The sequence below is a fragment of the Streptomyces sp. W1SF4 genome, assembly GCF_003950035.1.
In the GTDB taxonomy this organism is placed as follows: domain Bacteria; phylum Actinomycetota; class Actinomycetes; order Streptomycetales; family Streptomycetaceae; genus Streptomyces; species Streptomyces racemochromogenes.
Genome location: NZ_CP034350.1, coordinates 6,149,870 through 6,169,600, shown reverse-complemented (window position 1 = coordinate 6,169,600; position 19,731 = coordinate 6,149,870). Strand labels below are relative to the sequence as shown.

The following is a 19,731-nucleotide window of genomic DNA, read 5'->3' as shown; positions in this document are numbered from 1 at the left end:
CGCATGAACGATGACGTCCGCAACATCGTGCTCGGGGTGGTGGCCACGGCCATCAGTGGTGGTTTCGGCTGGTTCGCACGGACCTACCTCTGGCGCCGGGCGCTCCGCCGCAAGCAGGCGTTCTTCGGGCTGCCGGCCGGCTCGGACTGCCTGTTCGTGGTCAACCGCCAGATGGGCGGCACGGAGAACTCGCTGCACCGCAACGACGCCTTCGCGCTGCTGGAGATATCCGCCCTGATAAAGGACTGCGGGGCGACGGTGCAGGTCGTCACCCACCAGGCGCGGCAGGGTTTCGGCGAGCGCGCCGAGTTCTGCGTCGGCGGGCCCGCCTCCAACTCCCGTACGGTGGCGCACCTGCACTCGCTGCTTCCCGGTGTGCGGGTCGACGTGTCCACCGAATCCGGTCCGGACCGGGGGGCGATAGCCGTCGGCGGGGACACGTACCGCTGGGAGCCGGGCCTGGCCGAGTACGTGCTGCTGGCCCGGCTGACCACGGGGCCGGGTACGCGGCCGGTCTTCCTGCTGTCGGGGCAGACCGCCAACAGCAATCAGGCGGCGGCCCGATACCTGGCCCGCAACCACCAGGAGCTGGCGCGCAAGCACCACGGGAAGGCCTTCTGTCTGATGCTGAAGGTGGTCAACTCCGACGCCTACGGGCCGGACGTGACGGAGCTGGTGGCGGACGTCACCGACGCGGCGCGGACACCCGCAGCGGCAGCCGGGTGATGCCGTTGATGAAGTTGGAGACCAGCCGGCGCGGCTCCCCCGCGAGTTCGGGCGCGGGCATCGCCGTACGCCACTCCTCGTAGAGGGTGCGCAGCTGGAGCCGGGCGAAGTGGGCGCCGAGGCAGACGTGCGGGCCGTCGCCGAAGGAGACGTGCGGGTTCGGGGAGCGGCCGAGGTCGAGCCGGCCGGGGTCGGTGAAGACGCGTTCGTCGTGGTTGGCGGAGGCGTGGAAGACGACCACCTTGTCGCCGGCGCGGATCGGTGTCCCGGCGAGTTCGGTGTCGCGGGCGGCGGTGCGGCGGAAGCTGAGTACCGGCGGGTGGACGCGCAGGAGTTCCTCGACGGCCCGGTCCGTGCCGGTGGCGCCGGCGGCGAGCCGGCGGTAGGCGCCCGGGTTCCGGGCGAGGGCGAGGAGGCCTCCGGGTGCCGCGCCGCGTACGGTGTCGTTGCCGGCGACGGTGAGCAGGAAGAAGAACATCTCCAGCTCGGCGGGCTCCAGTCCGGCCTGGGCGAGGGCGGTCATCACGTCGTCCCCGGGGTGGGCGCGCTTGTACGCGGCGAGTTCGCGGGCGTAGCCGAACATCTCGCCGAGCAGGGCCGGGGAGCGCGGGTTCAGCGGCTTGCCGTCGGGGCCGAGGAGGGGTGCGGGGGCGTCGTCGGGGTCCTGGTAGCCGATGACGCGTACGGTCCACTCCAGCAGCAGGCCCCGGTCGGCGGGCGGCACGCCGAGCAGGTCGGTGAGGTTGAGCAGGGCGTACTCGTCGGTGACGGCGCGCACCACGTCGGCGGTGCCGTCCTCGGCGCCGTCGCGGGCGGCGGCGAGGAGGGTACGGGCGCGCCGGCGGGCCCGGTCCGCGAAGGCGTCGACGCGGGCGGGGGTGAAGGCGCGGGAGACCAGGCGGCGCAGCCGGCCGTGGTCGGGAGGGTCCTGGTTGAGCATGGTGCTGCGCAGGAACGGCAGGTCGGCGGGGTCGGGGTCGCGGATCTGGGTGGCCCCGAGCCAGGAGGAGTACGCGGTGTGGTCGCGCAGGACGCGGACGACGTCGGCGTGCCGGGTGACGGCCCAGAAGCCGGGCCCGGCGGGCCAGCCCTGGACTTCGGGCTCCTCCTGCCAGGCGACCGGGTGCCGCTCGCGCAGCAGCCGGTAGCGCTCGTGCGGGACGCCCTCGGCGTAGAGGCGGGGGTCGAAGACGTCGGGGATGCCGGTGGGCCGGGCGGCGCGTTCCATGGCCCACACGGTGGCGGGCTGCCGGGGACCCGCGCAAGGGTACGGGGATCACCGCGAAGGGCACCGGCAACGGGGACCCGCGCAAGGGCGCCGGGGGCCACCGCGAGGGGCCGTCAGCCCGTCCGGCCCCCGAACTCGCAGCGGGCCGCCTCCAGCGCGGTGTCGGTGCCGCGCAGCACCACGTCGAAGGCCGGGGCGAGGGTCGACAGGGCGCTGCACACGAGCTGGCGGCGGGCGGTCGGGTCCAGGCCGGCGACGGAGAAGGGGAGCCGTGCCTCCACCCGGTCGCGGGCCGTGAAGCCGACGCCGATCTGTTCCAGCCCCGCTTCGTCGACCGCGGGCAGCCGGGTGCCGAGCCCGGCTTCCAGTTCCGGGGCTCCGGGACCGGTGAGGAGTCCGGTCAGGCTGCCGCGGGGGCCGTCGCGGGTGTGCTCGGGCTGCGGTGCGGGCACGAGCCGTCCCTCGGGGGTGACGAAGTAGGCCATGGAGGTGCGGGCGGGCGCGGCGACGGCCACCTTGGCGGCCGCGCCGCTCTCGACGACCCCGGTCGGCTTGATCCCGCAGCCGGTGAGCAGCAGCGCCGGGCCGAGCAGGGCGGCGGCGCGGGCGGCGAGGGACCGCGTACGGCTCATGCGGTTGCCTCCAGCGGCATGTCGAGGGTGAACACGGCTCCCCCGTCGGCTCCGTTGGCGGCGGTCAGGGTGCCGCCGTGGAGGCGGACGTTCTCCAGGGTGATGGCGAGTCCGAGGCCGCTGCCGGCGGAGCGGGCGCGGGCGGCGTCGGCCTTGAAGAACCGGTCGAAGATGTGCGGGAGGACCTCCTCGGCGATGCCCGGGCCGCTGTCGGCGACCTCCAGCAGCAGGCGTGGCCCGCCGGGGTGCTCCTGTGTGCGTACGGCGACCCGTACGGGGGCCTCGCCGTGCCTCAGGGCGTTGCCGACGAGGTTGGCGAGGACCACGTCGAAGCGGCGCGGGTCGAGCCGGGCGCGGATCCCTCCGGGGAGGTCGGTGGTGACCCGGTCGTCGTCCCAGCGGCGGCGTTCCAGGGTCTTGCCGACGGCCTCGGCGACGTCCACGTCGTCGAGGTTGAGTTCGGCGGCGCGGGCGTCGAAGCGGGAGATCTCCATCAGGTCCTCGACGAGGACGGCGAGCTTGCCGGTCTCGGCGCTGATCAGCCGCAGGGCCTTGGCGGTGTCGGGGTCGAGGCCGGCGGCGTCCTCGTCGAGGACCTCGGTGACCGCGAGCATCCCGGCGAGCGGGGTGCGCAGTTCGTGGGAGACGTCGGCGGCGAAGCGGCGGGCCCGGGCCTCCGCCTCCCGCAGTTCGGTGACGGATTCCTCCAGGGCGCCGGCGGTCTCGTTGAAGGTGCGGGCGAGGCCGGCGAGTTCGTCGGCGCCCTTGACGGCGATGCGGGTGTCGAGACGGCCCCGGCCCAGGTTCTGGGCGGCGCGGCGCATGTCGCGTACGGGGCGCAGGACGCTGCGCGCGGCGAGCAGGGCGGGTACGAGGGAGATGGCCAGGCCCGGTACGGCGCCCTGTTTGGCGGCTTCGACCATGGCGTCGACGGTCTGCCGTTCGCTGGTGAGCGGCATGACGGCGTAGACGGTGACGCCGGTGGGCTCGCGGCTGCCGTCGCGGGTGAAGACGGCGGGCATGCCGATGGTCAGGTAGGGCTCGCCGCGGCCGTCCTGCACCCGCTGGAAGGCGCCGTGCGGGTTGGCCGCGACCTGCTCGCGCAGCTTCTCGGTGAGGACGGCTGAGGTGGTGGGGGTGCCGTTGGAGGAGGCGCGCAGGGTGCCGTACTCGCCGTAGACCACCCAGGAGTGGGGTTTGCCGCGTTTGCCCAGGTCGTTGACGAGGCGCTGGAGCTGCTGGCGGTCCATGGGCAGGCTCATGCCCTGGCCCTCCAGCTGGTCGCGCAGGGTGCTGACCGCGGTGTCCTGGCTCTGGGTCAGTACGGCCCTGCGGGCCTGCCGGTAGGTGAGGGCGGCGGTGCTGACGGCGCAGATGGCGGCGACGAGCAGGAACGCGGCGATCAGCCGGGTGCGCAGGCCGAGCGGCGGGAGACGGCGCACGGCCTAGAGGGGGCCGAAGCGGTAGCCGAAGCCCCGCACGGTCTGTATGTAGCGGGGGTGGCGGTCGGGGTCCTCGACCTTGTTGCGCAGCCGGCGTACGCAGGCGTCCACGAGCCGGGCGTCGGCGTGGTAGCTGTGCTCCCACACGTATTCCAGCAGCTGCTGCCGGGAGAAGACCTGTTCGGGTGAGGCCGACAGGTGGAGCAGGAGCTTGATCTCGCTGGGTGCGAGGGCGACGCGTTCGCCGTTCTTGGCGACGGTCAGTCCGGCGCGGTCGATGGCGAGTTCGCCGTGGTGTTCCACGCCGGGCGGGCCGCCGGGGCCCTTGAGGCGGCGCAGGACGGCCTTGATCCGGGCTTCGATGATCTCGGTGCGGGCTGGTTTGACGATGTAGTCGTCGGCCCCGGCCTCCAGGCCGACGACGATGTCGAAGTCGTCGCCGCGTGCGGTGAGCATGATGATGGGGACCTGGCTGGTCTCGCGGATCCGGCGGCAGACCTGTACGCCGTTGATGCCGGGCAGCATCAGGTCCAGGAGGACCAGCTCGGGGCGGAAGCCCCCGATGAGGGCCAGTCCTTCCTCGCCGGTGGCGGCGGCGCTCACCTCGTGGCCGCGGCGGCGCAGGCCGAGGCCGACCCCTTCCCGGATGGAAGGGTCGTCCTCGATCAGTAGTACGCGTGGCATCCGGTCAGTATTCCAGGGTGGTTCATGGGGTTTCCTCCCGCTATCGGCCGGCCTTCCGGCGCAGGGAGTCCAGCAGGTCGGTGATCTCGGCCAGGCGCAGCGGCCGGGCGAGGAGTACGACGACCAGGGCGAGCGCGGCGGTTCCCGCTCCGGCGGCGGCGAAGGAACCGAGGCCGTCGGCGGCGCGGGCGGCCGCGTACGCGGCGCCGGCGGCGGGCAGGCAGGCGGCGAGCAGCCGCAGGTGGGTGGCGAGGGCGGTGGTGCGGCCCTTCGGGCGCGGGCCGAGCCGCCGGGAGAGGGCGCAGGCGGTGACGGCGGCGCCGCCGATGAAGGCGAGGGAGGTGGCCGCGGCCATGCCGGTGACGGCCCAGCGCACGGGCAGCAGCAGGTAGGCGGCGTAGGACAGGCCGGCGTTGAGGGCGACGATGACCAGGTTCAGGAAGAAGGGGGTGCGGGTGTCGGAGAGGGCGTAGAAGCCGCGGGCGAGCGCGTACTGGGCGGAGTAGGCGATCAGGCCGGGCGCGAAGGCGGCGAGCATGCCGGCCATGGCCGCGACCTCGGCGGGGGTGACCTTGCCGTATCCGGAGACGCAGTCCATCACCCAGGGGGCGAGTGCGGCGAAGAGCGCGGCGGCGGGGACCACGAGGGCGGCGCTGGAGCGCAGGGCGTACGAGACGTCCTCGCGGACGGCGGTGAGGTCGCCGTCGGCGGCGGCCGAGCTCATCCGGGGCATGAGGGCGGTGACCAGGGAGACGGTGATGATGCCCTGGGGGACGATCCACAGCTGGTAGGCGCTGGTGTAGGCGGCGTAGCCGTAGCCGGGGGCCCGGTCGCCGACGGTGGTGGAGAGCTTGGTCACCACCCAGTAGGCGAACTGGTTGCTGAGGACGAGCACGACCAGCCATCCCGCGTTGCGCAGGGGGCGGGTGAGGCCGCTGCCGCGCCAGTCGAAGCGGGGGCGCCAGCGGAAGCGGGCGGCGCGCAGCGAGGGGACGAGGGCGAGGGCCTGGAGGGCGATCCCGGCGGTGGTGCCGATGCCCAGCAGCCGGGTGTCGGCGGCGTCGAGGGCGTCGCGGCCGCCGCCGGAGGCGTACAGGAAGAAGCCGAAGACGCCGATGATGACGATGTTGTTGAGGACCGGGGTCCACATCATGGCGCCGAACCGGCCGCGCGCGTTGAGTACTTGGCCGAGCAGGGTGAAGAGCCCGTAGAAGAGGATCTGCGGGAGGCAGAAACGGGCCAGGGCGACGACCGTGGCGCGCTGGGCGTCCGTGTAGGAGGCGGGGGTGTACGCGTCCACGATCAGCGGTGCGGCGAGGACGGCGGCGGCGGTGAGCGCGAGGAGCGCCGCGGTGCAGGCGGTCAGCAGCCGGTCGGTGTACGCGGCTCCGCCGTCGCGGTGTTCCTTGGCTGCCCGGACCAGCTCGGGGACGAAGACGGCGTTGAGGGCGCCTCCGATGAGCAGCATGTAGAGGATGTTCGGGACGGTGTTGGCGACGGTGTAGCCGTCTCCGAGGAATCCGGCGCCCAGTGCGGCGAGGACCACGGCGGAGCGGACGAAGCCGGTGGCGCGGGAGACGACGGAGCCGGCGGCCATCAGCGCACCGCTGCGCAGCACCGAGGCCTTCGCCGGGGCCCCGGCCGCCGCAGTCGCGGGTGCCGGGGCCGCGGGTGCCGCGCCCGGCGCCGCGCTGCTGGTGGATCCGTACATCGGTCTTTCCCTTCGCCGAGCCGAAGACGGAGGGTAACCCGGTGGCCGGGTCGGGGCGAATTCACCTCCCGGTAGGGTCCTTTGGCCCCCGCCACGGCGCGGAAGGGCCCTTTTTCCGCCCCGGACGAGCCCGTTGGCCAATTCCGGACGGCCGGATTCCACAAGTCCCCGAATGTGACCGGACGGCAACAGTTCCGCTGCGGCCCATGTCACAACGGCCCCGGGGAGTTTTTGTGCGGAATGCGCAACCTAATGTGGCCGCGTTCGCTCCTTACCTGAGGACGACCGTTATTTCTTCGGAGGGGTTTTCGTTGAGCCGTACACGCCGCACCGCACTTCCGCGCCGCCGCACCCGTCACACCGTGCTGGCGGGCACCGCGCTGCTGACCCTCGCCCTCAGTGCCTGCGGGAGCGGCGGTACGGACGGGAAGGCGGGCGGCGACGGCAAGGGGGGCGGGACGGAGAAGGGCCCGGACATGGCGATCTCGGTGAACCTCACGGGCGACCAGGTCAAGGCCGGCGAGCCGGTGAAGGTGACCCTCGCCGACGGCAAGTTCTCCCTGGTCAAGGTGGTCGACGGCAAGGGCGGGGAGCTGGCGGGGCAGATATCCGCCGACGGCCGGACCTGGACCTCGGAGCGCAACGCCTCCCCCGGCACCGACTACAAGGTCGAGGCGCAGAACACCGCCAGCCAGAGCGCGACCACCCAGTTCAAGACCTCGCCCGCGGACAAGGTGAACAAGGTCTCCATCAACATCCCGAAGGGCAGCACGGTGGGCGTCGCGATGCCCGTCTCACTGGTCTTCGACAATCCGGTGAAGAACAAGGCCGAGGTCGAGAAGCAACTGAAGGTGACCACCTCGAACAACACCGAGGGCGCCTGGGGCTGGTTCAAGGACTATTCCGGGAAGGACCGGGTGGACTGGCGGCCGAAGGAGTACTGGAAGTCCGGCACCGACGTGAAGGTCGACATGCACCTGAACGGAGTGGACTCCGGTTCCGGCGGCGGGCTCTTCGCGCGCGATTACAACACCGAGTTCAAGATAGGCAAGGACCGCCGGATGGAGGTCAGCCTCGACACCAAGAAGATGACGGTGACCGAGGACGGCCAGACGGTGAAGACGATCCCGGTCTCGGCGGGCACGCCCGGCGGCCAGAAGGCCTCCTGGTCCGGGAAGATGGTGCTGATGGCGAAGGAGGGCACCATCCGGATGGACTCCCAGACGGTGGGCCTGGGCGACTCCTACGACAAGATGGTCGACTACTCGATGCGGCTGACCTGGTCGGGCATGTACGCGCACGCCGCGCCCTGGAACTCCGCCAACTTCGGCCGCGTGAACTCCAGCTCGGGCTGCGTGGGCATGAGCGACGCCGAGGCCAAGTCCTTCTACGAGCGGGTGCAGGTCGGCGATCCCTTCGAGGTGGTCGGCAGCGGTTCGAAGGGCAACGCCGAGCTCGGCAACGGGTACGGCGAGTGGAACCTGTCGTGGGACCAGTGGAAGGCGAAGAGCGCCCTGGCCGGCGGCGGCTCCCCGCAGGGCTGACCGTACGGGCGGCCGACCGGCCCCTCCCCAATTGTTACCGCTACGTAACTTACTCACGGGTTACCTCGGGTAAGCCCCTCCCGTTACCGTCGGGTCACTTTTGGACACCGGCGCACGCGAGGAGCGATCGATGAGAACCCGCCCCACCACCGCAGCGGCCGCGGCCGCCCTGCTCGCGGCGACCGCGCTGGGCCTGTCCCCCCATCAGGCCCAGGCGGCGCCGACCGCCGCCACCTCGCAGACCGGCACCTCCTCGCAGGTGCGCTTCCACGACATCCCCGGCTCGGGCGGCATCACCCTCAAGGGCAACGTCTTCACCCCGGCCGGCGCCGAGCCCGGCCGGAAGTACCCGCTGATCGTGCTCCCCACCAGCTGGGGCATGCCGCAGATCGAATACATCGCCCAGGCCAAGCAGCTCGCCGACTCCGGCTACGTCGTGGTGAGTTACACCTCCCGCGGCTTCTGGCTCTCCGGCGGGCAGATCGAGACCGCGGGGCCGGCGGACATCGCCGACGTCTCCGCCGTCATCGACTGGGCCCTGGCCAACGCCCCCGCCGACCCCGGCCGCATCGGCCTCGGCGGGGTCTCCTACGGGGCGGGCATCAGCCTGCTGGCCTCCGCGCACGACCCGCGCGTCAAGGCCGTGGTGGCCCTCAGCGGCTGGGCCGACCTCATCGAGTCCATCTACTCCGGCCGCACCCAGCACCTCCAGGCCGCCGGCATGCTGGGCGCCGCCGGCCACCTCACCGGCCGCCCCGGACCCGAACTCCAGCAGATCCTCGGCGACTTCCTCGGCTCGAAGCTGGAGAACGAGCAGGCGATGATCGAGTGGGGGAAGAAGCGCTCCGCCTCCGAGCAGGTCGGCCGGATCAACGCCAACGGCGCCGCGATCATGCTCGGCAACGCCTGGGGCGACACGATCTTCCCGCCCAACCAGTACGCCGAGTTCTTCGAGAAGCTGACCGGCCCCAAGCGCCTGGAGTTCCGCCCCGGCGACCACGCCACCGCCGAGGCCACCGGACTGCTGGGCCTGCCCAACGACACCTGGACCAACGCCCACCGCTGGTTCGACCGCTACCTCAAGGGCGAACGCAACGGGGTCGACACCGAAGCCCCCGTGCAGATCAAGTCCCGCAGCACCGACGGGTACGAGGGCTACGCGGACTGGAAGTCGGTCGGCTCCGGCGGCACCGAGAAGCTCCCGCTCACCGGCAGCGAGCACGTCTGGGCCAACGTCGACTCCGGCGCCAACGGCGGGATCCTCTTCCTCTCCAGCATCCTCGACCAGTTCGCCAAGGCCCCGCCGGCCGCCTCGATCCCGCTGCTCCCCCGCGCCTTCGCCGCCGTCTGGCAGTCCCCGCGCTACGAGGACGAGCGCCGGATCCGCGGCACCGTGCGCCTGCACACCACCGTCACGCCCACCAAGGGCGACGGCACCTTCGTCGCCTACCTCTACGACGTCGGCCCGCTCGGCATCGGCAAGCTCGTCAGCAACGCCCCGTACACCTTCCACGGGAAGACGCCCGGCCAGTCCTTCGGGGTCGACCTGGACCTCTTCTCCACCGCCTACGACGTCCCCGAGGGCCACCGCCTGGCCCTCGTCGTCGACACGGTCGACCCGCTCTACATCGAGCACAACCCCGCCGGCGCGCAGCTGACCTTCTCCTCGCCGCGCACCGATCCCTCGTACGTCTCGGTGCCGCTGCGCGAGCAGTGATCCGCGGCCGCTGCCGGGGGGCCGTCTATCTCCCCGGCAGCACCGTGCCCGGTTCGGCGGGCGCGACCTCGACCGCCCTGGTCTTCAGGCTGCGCCGCTCGCGCCGCGCGACCCAGGTGGCGAACCAGGACAGCAGCATGCACATGCCGATGTAGACCGGCGAGACGATCATCACGACGGGGATGAAGGGCAGGTCGTAGTCCAGGTTGGAGGCGATCAGCTTGCCCGCGTGCAGGAACTCCTCGTAGGTGATCAGGAAGCCCAGCGAGGTGTCCTTGAGGGCCACCACCAGCTGGCTGATGATCGCGGGCAGCATCGCCCGGACCGCCTGCGGTGCCAGGACGAAGGTCATCACCTGCGTCTTGCGCATGCCCAGGGCGTACGCCGCCTCGCGCTGGCCCTTCTCCACGGCGTTGACGCCCGTGCGGAACACCTCGGCGAGCACCGAGCCGTTGTACAGCGTCAGCCCCGCCACCAGGGCCGGCAGGGGCTGGACCTTCAGCGCCACGAAGATGAAGAAGATCATCACCAGGACCGGCATGGCCCGGAAGAACTCCACGCACAGGGTGGCGGCCCAGCGCACCGGACGGTGCACCGAGAGCCTGCCGGTCGCGAGCACCGCACCGAGCACCAGCGACAGCACGGAGGCGTACGCGAAGGCCTTCAGGGTGTTGCCGAGCCCTCTGAGCAGCAGCTCCTGGATGCCCTCGTACGCGAAGGGGCTCCACTTGGCGGCGGTGAACTGGTCGGTGTCGAAGAGGAGGTAGAGGATCCACGCCAGCAGGCCGAGGATCACCGCGGTCGAGAGGATCCCGTAGAGGAGGTGGCGGCGCTGGGCCCTGGGCCCGGGCAGGTCGTAGAGGGCCGTGGACTCCAGGTCCCCGTGCAGCGCGTGCGCGGTCATCGGGCGACTCCGTAGCGCTTCTCCAGCACGTTGAAGACCGCGCTGATGGACAGGGTGATGATCAGGTAGCCGACGGCGATCCAGACGAAGGTCCAGATGATGCTGTAGCCCAGCTCGTTGAGGGTCTTGTACGTGCCCAGCAGCTCGGTGACGCTGAAGGCGCCGGCGATGGCGGAGTTCTTCGCGAGCGCGATCAGGGTCGAGCCGATGGGCGGGATGACGGAGCGGAAGGCCTGCGGCAGCACCACCGTCCCCAGGGTCTGCCCGAAGGACATGCCCAGGCTGCGCGCGGCCTCGCCCTGGCCCTTGGGCACGGTGTTGATGCCGGAGCGCAGCGCCTCGCAGATGAAGGCCGAGGTGTAGCAGCCGAGGGTGAGGACGGCGAAGAGCTCGAAGGGCAGGACCAGTCCGAAGCGCGGCAGGCCGAGCATGACGGCGAAGAAGAGCAGGGTGAGGGGGGTGTTGCGCAGCACGGTCACCCAGACCGTGCCGAAGACGCGGAAGGAGCCGACGGGCGCGACGCGGAAGGAGGCCATGAGGAAGCCGAGGACCAGGGCGACGAGCGAGGCGTAGACGGTCAGCTCCACGGTGCCGAGGAAGCCCTCGCCGTAGAGCGCGAAGTTCTCGGTGAGTACGTTCACGGGGGTGCGCTCTCCCTTCAGCCCGCCGGGTAGCGGTCGATGGCGGGCGGCTGGGGGGCGGGCCGGCCGGAGAGGCCGAGGGTGGCCTCGTAGGCCTTCTTCCAGTCGCCGTTCTTCTCGTCGGCCTCCAGCGCGTCGTCGAGGGCGAGCCGCAGGGCGTTGTCGCCACGGGGGACGCCGATGCCGTAGGGCTCCTTCGAGAAGGGCTCGCCGACGACCTTGAGCTCCTCGGGGGCCTTGGCGGCGTAGCCGAGGAGGATGGAGTCGTCGGTGGAGACGGCGTCGACCTGGTAGGAGAGCAGGTTGTCCACGCAGGCCGAGTAGGTGTCGTAGGCGACGAGCACGGCCTTGGGGTACTCCTTCTGGAGCCGCTGGTAGGGGGTGGAGCCGGCGGCGGAGCAGACCTTCTTCCCGGCGAGGTCCTCGGGGCCCTTGATGTCCTTCTCGTTCCCGCGGACGAGGAGGGACTGGCCGGCCATGAAGTAGGGGCCCGCGAAGCCGACCTGCTTCTTGCGGTTGTCGTTGATCGTGTAGGTGCCCACGTAGTAGTCGATCTGGCCGTTCTGCAGGGCGGTCTCGCGGTTGGCGGAGGCGATCGTCTTGAACTCGATGGTCTTGGGGTCGAAGCCGAGCGAGGCCGCCGTCATCTTGGCGATCTCGATGTCGAAGCCGGAGTAGCGGCCGCTGGCGGGGTCCTTCTCCCCCATGTACGGCTGGTCCTCCTTGACGCCGACCACGAGGCGGCCGCGCTTCCTCGCCTTCTCCCAGGTGCGCGAGGCGGGCAGCGAGAAGCCGGTGTCGACCTTGTAGACGGGCAGGTCCTCGGGCTGGGGGCCCTTGACCGGGGGGCTGCCCGACTTGCCGCAGGCGGCGGCCGCGAGGATCAGCGCGGCCAGGGCGAGTGCGCGCAGGGTGTGCTTCATCGGGCCGCCCCTCAGTGCTTGAGGATCTTGGAGAGGAAGTCCCGGGCCCGGTCGCTCTCGGGGGCGGTGAAGAAGGCCTCCGGGGTGCGGTCCTCGATGACGCGGCCGTCGGCCATGAAGACGACGCGGTTCGCGGCGGAGCGGGCGAAGCCCATCTCGTGGGTGACCACGACCATGGTCATCCCGTCGCGGGCGAGCTGCTGCATGACCTCCAGCACCTCGTTGATCATCTCGGGGTCGAGGGCGGAGGTGGGCTCGTCGAAGAGGAGTGCCTTGGGGTTCATGGCGAGGGCGCGGGCGATGGCCACGCGCTGCTGCTGGCCGCCGGAGAGCTGGGCGGGGAACTTGTCCGCCTGACTGGCGAGGCCGACGCGGTCCAGGAGCTCCCGGGAGCGCTTGTCGGCCTCCTCCCTCCTGCGTCCCCGCACCTTGATCTGGGCGAGCGAGACGTTGGCCAGGACGGTCTTGTGCGCGAAGAGGTTGAAGGACTGGAAGACCATGCCGACTTCGGCGCGCAGGCCCGCCAGCTCCCTGCCCTCGGCGGGCAGGGGGTGGCCGTCGAGGGTGATCGTGCCGGACTCGATGGTCTCCAGCCGGTTGATCGTCCGGCAGAGGGTGGACTTCCCGGACCCGGACGGTCCGATGATCACCACCACCTCCCCGCGGCCGACGGTGAGGTTGATGTCCTGGAGGACGTGCAGATTCCCGTAGTGCTTGTTGACGTTCCGCAGCTCGATCAACGGATCGACGGCCATGCGCTGCCCTGCCCACTTGTCGGTGTCGAGGTCAGCGCAAACTATCCAGCCGTCGGGGGTACTTCGCTCCGACACGCCAAAAAGGTACATAAAGTACATTGACCTATAGTGGCCCGCGCCGGCCCCCCGCTCAGCCCTCGGAGGCCTCGGCGTAGGCCTGGCTCAGCTCGGGGGAGCCGGTCATCGCCCAGGACAGGCCCGACTCGATCACGTTGAGCTCCCGCCCGGACGCGAGCCGGATCACCGGCCGGCCGTTGGGCCAGACCCGCCAGCCGGCCCCCGGGAGGCTGCGCACGATCACGGTCCCGAGGTAGAAGCCCGCGTCGTTGCCCAGCCAGGGCACCGCCTCGGGGTCCCGGCGCCAGCGCGGCATCAGCTGGTCCAGGGCCTCCAACGAGGCCGGGGTCTCGTCGAGTTCCAGTCCGGCCGCCCTCGCCTGCGACCGCAGCATCTCGCACTCCGAGAACAGCTCGGCGACGTCCTCGTGATCATCCCCGAGGGTGGCGGCGAGCCCCGCACCCTGTTCCGTTTCGTTCCGGTTCAGCCAGTTCGCCAGGAAAGGGATGTCCATACCGACCAGCGTGGCAGCAGGATCCCCGGCTGGCCACAGGGCGCGCCCCGATCCGTCCGTCTTCTAGACGTCCAGGTCGACGACGACCGGGGCGTGGTCGGAGGCGCCCTTCCCCTTGCGCTCCTCGCGGTCCACGTAGGCGTCCTTGACGGCCTTGGCGAAGGGCTCGTTCCCGTACACCAGGTCGATGCGCATGCCCCGGTTCTTGGGGAAGGCGAGCTGGCGGTAGTCCCAGAAGGTGTACGGGCGGTCGTACTTGAGCGCGCGCGGCATGACGTCGGCCAGGCCGGCGGCGCGCAGGGCCTCCAGGGCGGCCCGTTCGGCGGGGGTGACGTGCGTGAGGCCCTCGAAGACGGCCGGGTCGTACACGTCCTCGTCGGTCGGCGCCACGTTGAAGTCGCCGAGGACCGCGAAGGGGCGGCTGCCGGCCGCGTCCTCGGCGATGGCGGTGGCCAGGGCGCCGAACCAGTTCAGCTTGTAGCCGTAGTGGTCGTGCTCGACCTCGCGGCCGTTGGGCACGTACACGGACCAGACGCGCACCCCGCCGCAGGTGGCGGAGATGGCGCGGGGCTCCTGGACGCCCTCGTAGTCGGGGCCGCCGGGCAGCCCCACGACGACGTCCTCCAGCCCGACGCGGGAGAGCAGGGCCACGCCGTTCCACCGGCCGGTGGCGTTGACGACCGACTCGTAGCCCAGCTCGCGCAGCTCGGCGGCGGGGAACTGCTCCGCGGAGCACTTGGTCTCCTGGACGCACAGCACATCCGTGCCGGAGCTCTCCAGCCAGGCCAGCAGGCGCGGCAGCCGGGCGGTGATCGAGTTGACGTTGTACGTGGCGATACGCATGTACACCAACCTACCGCTCGGCACCGACAGTCAGAGCGCGGCGCTCTCACCTGCGCCGAGGCGGCTGTGCGGGGCGCCGCCGAAGGTGTCCAGGGCCATGTCGTAGATCGGCCGGGCGATGTCGGCGAGGTAGGCGTCGTGGATGTCGATGGCCCGGGCCGGCTTGACCTCGCGGACGTAGTCGATCACCTCGGCGACCTTGTTCCACGGCGCGTGGACCGGCAGCATCAGCGTCTGGACCGGGACGCCGGGCACGGTCAGCGCGTCCCCGGGGTGGAAGAGGGAGCCCTCCACGAGGTAGCCGACGTTCGTGACCCGCGGGATGTCCGGGTGGATCACGGCGTGCAGCTCGCCGTGGACCTGGACCTCGAAGCCGGCGGCGGTGAAGGCGTCGCCGTGGCCCACCGTGTGCACCCGGCCCGGGTAGGCGGCGGCCATCCGGTCCGCCACGCTGCTCAGGGTCCACAGGGCGGCGGCCGGGTTGGCGTCGAGCGCCGCGCGCAGCCGGCCCTCGTCGAAGTGGTCGGGGTGCTCGTGGGTGACCAGCAGGACGTCCGCCCCGAGGCCCGCGTCCGGTTCGCTGAAGGCGCCCGGGTCGATGACGAGCACGCGCCCGTCCTTCTCCAACTGGACGCAGGAGTGCAGCCGTTTGGTGAGCTTCATGATCCCACCATAGGCCGTGGCGGGCCTACGGCACGGTGGTGGAGACCACGTAGACGCGGGGGGCCGACGGGTTGGTGAAGTCGACGGTGACGTCGCGCGTGGGACGCGGGTCCCCGGCCTCCACGGTGACCCCGGACCACTGGTGCTTCGGGCTCCAGCTCCAGCCGGCCACCTTGGCGTCGCGCTCGGAGACCGACACCCCGGCGGTCAGGGCGTCCCTGCTGGTGCCCACTCCGGCCAGGAAGGTGTCCAGCTCCGCGGGGGTCACCTGGAACTGCACGTACAGCCGGCTGGTGTGCCAGTTGTTGGTCTCCAGGTAGCCGACGTGGGAGGCCATCAGCGGGATCGGCACCTCGTAGATGCTGCGCTGCACCTTGGAGGGCCAGTCGGTGCGCACCTTGACCGCGCCCACCCGGGCGGCCTTGTCCCGGCCGCTCTGGCGGCTCTGCTGCGCCGAGACGAACAGGTACCCCGCCGGGACCCCGATGAGCAGGACGATGATGATCGCGGTGACCCAGCGGCGCCGTACGGTGTGCCGGCGGTCCTCGCGCTCCTCGGCGGTGGGCGGCTGCGTACCGCCCGCTTCGGGCGAGGAGGCCTGGCGGGGCAGGGAGGGCGGGGTCACTGCTGTTCCTGATCCTTGGGGTCCGTGGGGGCCGTAGCGCCGCGCCGGCCCAGCTGCGCGTAGCGCTCGTGCCGCTCGACGCGCCGACGGGTGGCGCGGCGGAAGCGGCGGGCGACGAGGCGGGCGAGGTCGGCGGCGCCGACCATGCCGGCCTCGGGGCCCAGCTGGGCCTTGGCGATGCGGGCCTCGGGGCGGTAGCCGCGGCCGGTGAGGTGGCGGCGGAAGGCGTCCCGGGCGGGGCCGATCAGCAGGTCGTCGGCGGCGCTGACGCCGCCGCCGATGACGAAGCAGGACGGGTCGAGGGCTGCGGCGAGGTTGGCGATGCCGACGCCGAGCCACTGGCCGATGTCCTGGAGGAGCTCGACGCACATGGCGTCGCCCTCGCGGGCCAGCTCGGTGATGAGGGGGCCGGTGATCTCCTGGACGTTGCCGCCGACCCTGGCGATGATGTTGTACGCCACCGGGGAGTCGGCGGCGGCCAGCTCGCGGGCCTCGCGGACCAGGGCGTTGCCGGAGCTGTACTGCTCCCAGCAGCCGCGGTTGCCGCAGGGGCAGCGGTGTCCGCCGGGGACGACCTGCATGTGGCCGAACTCGCCGGCCACCCCGAAGCGGCCGCGCTTGACCTGGCCGTCCTCCAGGATGGCCCCGCCGATGCCGGTGCCCAGGGTGATCATGACGAGGTGGTCCTCGCCGCGGCCGGCTCCGAAGCGCCATTCGGCCCAGGCGGCGGTGTTGGCGTCGTTGTCGACCATGACCGGGACCGCGAGCCGGGACTGGAGGGCGTCGCGCAGCGGCTCGTCGCGCCACGCCAGGTGCGGGGCGAACAGGACGCGGGAGCGGTCCGCGTCGACCCACCCGGCGGCGCCGATGCCCACGGCGTGCACGTCGTGCCGGTCGGACAGGTCGAGCACCAGCTCGACGATGGTGTCCTCGACGACCTTGGGGCTCTTGGACTTGTCCGGGGTCTCGGTGCGGATCTTCTCCAGGATGACCCCGTCGGCGTCGACCACGCCCGCCATGACCTTGGTGCCGCCGATGTCGATGCCCACGGTCGGGACGCGCGGGGCGGTGCGCAGGGAGCGGCGCTCACGGGTCCCGACGGTCCGCAGGACGGTGCCCCGCGCCGCCCCCCGGTGGGCGAGCGTGAAGTCCCGGTACGTGCTCATCGAGTCGTTTCGTCCCTGTCGGTGGCCGGATCGGATGGGGTGGTCGCCCCTGATTCTGCCACCCGCTCCAGCTCGTGGCTCAGCTCCTCCAGCTCCGAGCCGCCCGCCATCTGCCGGGTGAGCTCGTCCAGGGTGATCGAGTCGCGGGTGTGACCGCCCGCCATGGCACCCCGCTTGAGGAGCACGAAGCGGTCCCCGACCAGGTACGCGTGGTGCGGGTTGTGGGTGATGAGGACCACGCCGAGGCCCGCGTCGCGGGCGGCGGCGACGTACTTGAGGACCACGCCGGACTGCTTGACGCCGAGGGCGGCGGTGGGCTCGTCCAGGACGAGGACCTTCGCGCCGAAGTGGACGGCGCGGGCGATGGCCACGCACTGCCGCTCGCCGCCGGAGAGGGTGCCGATGGGCTGGTCGACGTCGCGCAGGTCGATGCCCATGCGCAGCAGCTCGGTGCGGGTGGTCTCGCGCATGAGGTCGACGTCGAGGCGGCGGAAGGGGCCGCGGCCCTTCGTCGGTTCCGAGCCGAGGAAGAAGTTGCGCCACACCGGCATGAGGGGGACGACGGCCAGGTCCTGGTAGACGGTGGCGATGCCGTGGTCGAGGGCGGCGCGCGGGTTGGCGAGCTCGGTCTCGGCCCCCTCGATCTCGAAACTGCCGGCGTCGTGCCGGTGCAGCCCCGCGATGATCTTGATGAGGGTGGACTTGCCGGCGCCGTTGTCGCCGAGCACGCAGGTGATCTCGCCCGCCGAGACCTCCAGGGACACGCCGTGCAGGGCGCGGATGTTCCCGTAGTACTTGCTGACGTCCGTCAGCTTCACCAGTGGCGTGCTCATGCCCGCGCCTCCGCCCGCTTGCGGACCCATGCGTTCAGCAGCGTGGCGAGCAGCAGCATGGCGCCCAGGAAGAACTTGAACCAGTCGGGGTTCCACTGCGCGTAGACGATGCCGTTGCTGGTCATGCCGAAGATGAAGGCGCCGACGGCCGAGCCGATCGCGGAGCCGTAGCCGCCGGTCATCAGACAGCCGCCGATGACGGCCGCGATGATGTAGAGGAACTCGTTGCCGACGCCCTCGCCGGACTGGACCACGTCGAACGAGAAGAGGATGTGCTGCCCGGAGATCCAGGCGCACAGCGCGACCCCCATGTAGAGGCCGATCCGGGTCTTGACCACCGGGACGCCGGTGGCGCGGGCCGCGTCGGCACCGCCGCCGACGGCGAAGATCCAGTTCCCGGCGCGGGTGCGCAGCAGGATCCAGGTGGCGACGGCTACCAGCACCAGCCACCACAGGATGGTGACCTTGAGGGTGACCGAGCCGACGTTCCACTGCGAGGCGAACAGGGCCCGCGCCGAGGAGAAGCCCTCCATGTCGGCGATCGTCTTGGTGGACACCGAGCCGCTGATCAGCTTGGTGAAGCCGAGGTTCAGGCCGGTCAGCATCAGGAAGGTGCCGAGCGTGATGATGAAGCTCGGCAGTTTCGTGCGGGTCAGCATGAACCCGTTGAAGAAGCCGATGGCCAGCGTGACCAGCAGGGAGACGAGGACGCCGACCCAGACGTTGGCGGTCATCTGGTAGCTGAACATCGAGCTGAACAGCGCCGACGTGGTCACCATGACGCCGGCGGAGAGGTCGAACTCGCCGCCGATCATCAGCAGGGCGACCGGAACCGCCATGATGCCGATGGTGGAGGCCGAGTACAGGACCGTGCTCAGGCTGGAGGGCTTCAGGAAGCTGTCGGCGGCGAAGCAGAAGAAGACGAAGACGGCGGCGGCGCCGACGACCGCGCCCAGCTCGGGCCGGCCCAGCAGCCGCCGGACGTACGAGGTGGGCGCGAGCCGTTCGTCGGCCGCGGGGGCGGCGGCGCTCATCGGCTGCCCCGCTTGATGTACTCCTCCAGCTTGGCCGCCTCGGCCGCGGTGACGATCTGCGGGCCGGTCAGCACCGGGCGGCCGCCGCCGAGCACGTCCGCGTTGTAGCGGTAGAGCCACAGCAGGTCCACGGCCTGGTAGCCCTGCAGGTAGGGCTGCTGGTCCACGGCGAAGCCCAGCGCCCCGGACTTCAGGTCCCGGGCGACGGACTCGTTCAGGTCGAAGGTGTCCACCTCGGCCTTGCTGCCCGCCGCGTCCTTGGCCTTGACGGCCGTGGGGGCGAAGGGCGCGCCGAGGGTCACGATGGAGTCGACGGAGGGGTCCGCCTGGAGCTTGGCCTGGACGGCGGCCTGCACGGAGGGCATGTTGGTGCCCTCGACGTACAGGTTCTCCATGCTGCCGCCGAAGGTCTTCTTCGCCCCGGCGCAGCGCTGCTCGTGGCCCACGTTGCCCTGCTCGTGCAGGACGCAGACGGCCTTCTTCTTCCCGCGCCTGGTCAGCTCGGTGCCGACGGCCTCGCCGGCGATCTCCTCGTCCTGCCCGATGTGGGTGAGCGCCCCGTACGCGGCGGACTGGGCGGAGCCGGAGTTGACCGTGACCACCGGGATGCCGGCCTTGACGGCCTTGGCGATGACGTCCTTGAGGGCCTCGGGCTTCGCGAGGCTGACGATGATCCCGTCGACCTTCTGGTCGATGGCGTTCTGCACGAACTGGGCCTGCTGCTGCGCCTGGTCGTCGTGGGAGTAGACGAAGTTGATGTTGTCCTTCGCGGAGGCCTCCTTGGCGCCCTTCTGCACGATGTCCCAGAAGGTGTCGCCGTCGCCCGCGTGGGTGATCATCGCGAAGGTCCAGCGCGGCGTGGACACGGCGGGCCGGCCCGCCTCCGCGGCCTTCGCCCGTTCCTCGGCGCGCTTGCCGCCCGTGCTGCTGCAGCCCGTGAGGGAGGCCCCCAGTACCGCCGCGAGCACGGCGCCGACGACGCGTACCCCTGTCCGAACCCTAGCCACGTCCCCGTGCCCTTCCCTCGTCCGTCATCAATCGGTCATTACGGTTTCAGCCGCCCAGTATCCGCCACAGTGGACCATGAAG

The 19,731-nt window shown here is 71.3% G+C and carries 20 protein-coding genes; 3 read left to right on the top strand and 17 right to left on the bottom strand.

Going from position 1 to position 19,731, the window contains the following annotated elements; all coding sequences use genetic code 11:
* Positions 1-3 precede the first annotated feature (3 nt).
* Positions 4-726 (top strand): hypothetical protein, encoded by a 723-nt coding sequence (locus tag D1J60_RS28750; protein WP_125823061.1) that lies wholly within the window; start codon positions 4-6, stop codon positions 724-726.
* On the opposite strand, the gene D1J60_RS28745 is transcribed toward D1J60_RS28750, so the two are convergent.
* The 5 genes from D1J60_RS28745 to murJ form a co-directional block, all read right to left on the bottom strand.
* The gene (locus D1J60_RS28745; protein ID WP_125823060.1) at positions 686-1,954 is read right to left on the bottom strand and encodes a cytochrome P450; all 1,269 of its coding nucleotides are present in this window, start codon (positions 1,952-1,954) and stop codon (positions 686-688) included. The genes D1J60_RS28750 and D1J60_RS28745 overlap by 41 nt on opposite strands.
* 113 nt (positions 1,955-2,067) lie before the next feature.
* Positions 2,068-2,586: a hypothetical protein gene (locus D1J60_RS28740; RefSeq protein WP_125823059.1), complete on the bottom strand. Its 519-nt coding sequence runs from the start codon at positions 2,584-2,586 to the stop codon at positions 2,068-2,070.
* Positions 2,583-4,028 (bottom strand): HAMP domain-containing sensor histidine kinase, encoded by a 1,446-nt coding sequence (locus D1J60_RS28735; RefSeq protein WP_125598127.1) that lies wholly within the window; start codon positions 4,026-4,028, stop codon positions 2,583-2,585. The genes D1J60_RS28740 and D1J60_RS28735 overlap by 4 nt, the downstream gene beginning before the upstream one ends.
* A gap of 3 nt (positions 4,029-4,031) precedes the next feature.
* On the bottom strand, positions 4,032-4,712 hold the full coding sequence (locus tag D1J60_RS28730; RefSeq protein WP_125823058.1) for a response regulator transcription factor: 681 nt from the start codon (positions 4,710-4,712) through the stop codon (positions 4,032-4,034).
* A 40-nt stretch (positions 4,713-4,752) separates the two neighbouring features.
* Positions 4,753-6,423, bottom strand: coding sequence for a murein biosynthesis integral membrane protein MurJ (murJ, locus tag D1J60_RS28725; protein WP_125823057.1), 1,671 nt, complete (start codon positions 6,421-6,423; stop codon positions 4,753-4,755).
* 311 nt (positions 6,424-6,734) lie between these two features.
* Between murJ and D1J60_RS28720 the strand changes: the two genes are divergently transcribed.
* Both D1J60_RS28720 and D1J60_RS28715 read left to right on the top strand, forming a co-directional pair.
* Positions 6,735-7,967: an Ig-like domain-containing protein gene (locus D1J60_RS28720; RefSeq protein ID WP_125823056.1), complete on the top strand. Its 1,233-nt coding sequence runs from the start codon at positions 6,735-6,737 to the stop codon at positions 7,965-7,967.
* A gap of 130 nt (positions 7,968-8,097) precedes the next feature.
* Positions 8,098-9,684 (top strand): CocE/NonD family hydrolase, encoded by a 1,587-nt coding sequence (locus D1J60_RS28715; RefSeq protein ID WP_125823055.1) that lies wholly within the window; start codon positions 8,098-8,100, stop codon positions 9,682-9,684.
* Positions 9,685-9,709: 25 nt separating this feature from the next.
* Here D1J60_RS28715 and D1J60_RS28710 read toward each other — a convergent pair whose 3' ends face one another.
* The 12 genes from D1J60_RS28710 to D1J60_RS28655 all read right to left on the bottom strand — a co-directional run bounded on the left by D1J60_RS28710 (position 9,710) and on the right by D1J60_RS28655 (position 19,649).
* Positions 9,710-10,588 carry an amino acid ABC transporter permease gene (locus tag D1J60_RS28710; protein WP_125823054.1) on the bottom strand — a complete coding sequence of 293 codons (879 nt, stop codon included), beginning with the start codon at positions 10,586-10,588 and terminating at the stop codon, positions 9,710-9,712.
* Positions 10,585-11,229 carry an amino acid ABC transporter permease gene (locus D1J60_RS28705; protein ID WP_125823053.1) on the bottom strand — a complete coding sequence of 215 codons (645 nt, stop codon included), beginning with the start codon at positions 11,227-11,229 and terminating at the stop codon, positions 10,585-10,587. The genes D1J60_RS28710 and D1J60_RS28705 overlap by 4 nt, the downstream gene beginning before the upstream one ends.
* Positions 11,230-11,246: 17 nt before the next feature.
* Entirely contained in the window at positions 11,247-12,152 is a 906-nt protein-coding gene (locus D1J60_RS28700) for a glutamate ABC transporter substrate-binding protein (protein WP_125823052.1), read from the bottom strand.
* Positions 12,153-12,163: 11 nt separating this feature from the next.
* Complete coding sequence (locus D1J60_RS28695) at positions 12,164-12,907, bottom strand: amino acid ABC transporter ATP-binding protein (RefSeq protein WP_125824229.1); 744 nt, start codon at positions 12,905-12,907, stop codon at positions 12,164-12,166.
* A gap of 130 nt (positions 12,908-13,037) precedes the next feature.
* Complete coding sequence (locus D1J60_RS28690) at positions 13,038-13,478, bottom strand: DUF6278 family protein (RefSeq protein ID WP_125823051.1); 441 nt, start codon at positions 13,476-13,478, stop codon at positions 13,038-13,040.
* A gap of 63 nt (positions 13,479-13,541) precedes the next feature.
* Complete coding sequence (locus D1J60_RS28685; RefSeq protein ID WP_125823050.1) at positions 13,542-14,321, bottom strand: exodeoxyribonuclease III; 780 nt, start codon at positions 14,319-14,321, stop codon at positions 13,542-13,544.
* Positions 14,322-14,351: 30 nt separating this feature from the next.
* Positions 14,352-14,984: an MBL fold metallo-hydrolase gene (locus D1J60_RS28680; RefSeq protein ID WP_125823049.1), complete on the bottom strand. Its 633-nt coding sequence runs from the start codon at positions 14,982-14,984 to the stop codon at positions 14,352-14,354.
* A 25-nt stretch (positions 14,985-15,009) separates the two neighbouring features.
* Positions 15,010-15,609 carry a hypothetical protein gene (locus D1J60_RS28675; RefSeq protein ID WP_125823048.1) on the bottom strand — a complete coding sequence of 200 codons (600 nt, stop codon included), beginning with the start codon at positions 15,607-15,609 and terminating at the stop codon, positions 15,010-15,012.
* On the bottom strand, positions 15,606-16,775 hold the full coding sequence (locus D1J60_RS28670; protein ID WP_125823047.1) for an ROK family glucokinase: 1,170 nt from the start codon (positions 16,773-16,775) through the stop codon (positions 15,606-15,608). The genes D1J60_RS28675 and D1J60_RS28670 overlap by 4 nt, the downstream gene beginning before the upstream one ends.
* A complete protein-coding gene (locus D1J60_RS28665; protein WP_125603905.1) occupies positions 16,772-17,638 on the bottom strand; it encodes an ATP-binding cassette domain-containing protein in 867 nt (288 codons plus the stop codon). Before D1J60_RS28665 ends, D1J60_RS28670 begins: the two co-directional genes overlap by 4 nt.
* Positions 17,605-18,642: an ABC transporter permease gene (locus D1J60_RS28660; protein WP_007267413.1), complete on the bottom strand. Its 1,038-nt coding sequence runs from the start codon at positions 18,640-18,642 to the stop codon at positions 17,605-17,607. Before D1J60_RS28660 ends, D1J60_RS28665 begins: the two co-directional genes overlap by 34 nt.
* Positions 18,639-19,649 carry a sugar ABC transporter substrate-binding protein gene (locus tag D1J60_RS28655; RefSeq protein ID WP_125603904.1) on the bottom strand — a complete coding sequence of 337 codons (1,011 nt, stop codon included), beginning with the start codon at positions 19,647-19,649 and terminating at the stop codon, positions 18,639-18,641. Before D1J60_RS28655 ends, D1J60_RS28660 begins: the two co-directional genes overlap by 4 nt.
* Between the last annotated feature and the right edge of the window lie 82 nt (positions 19,650-19,731).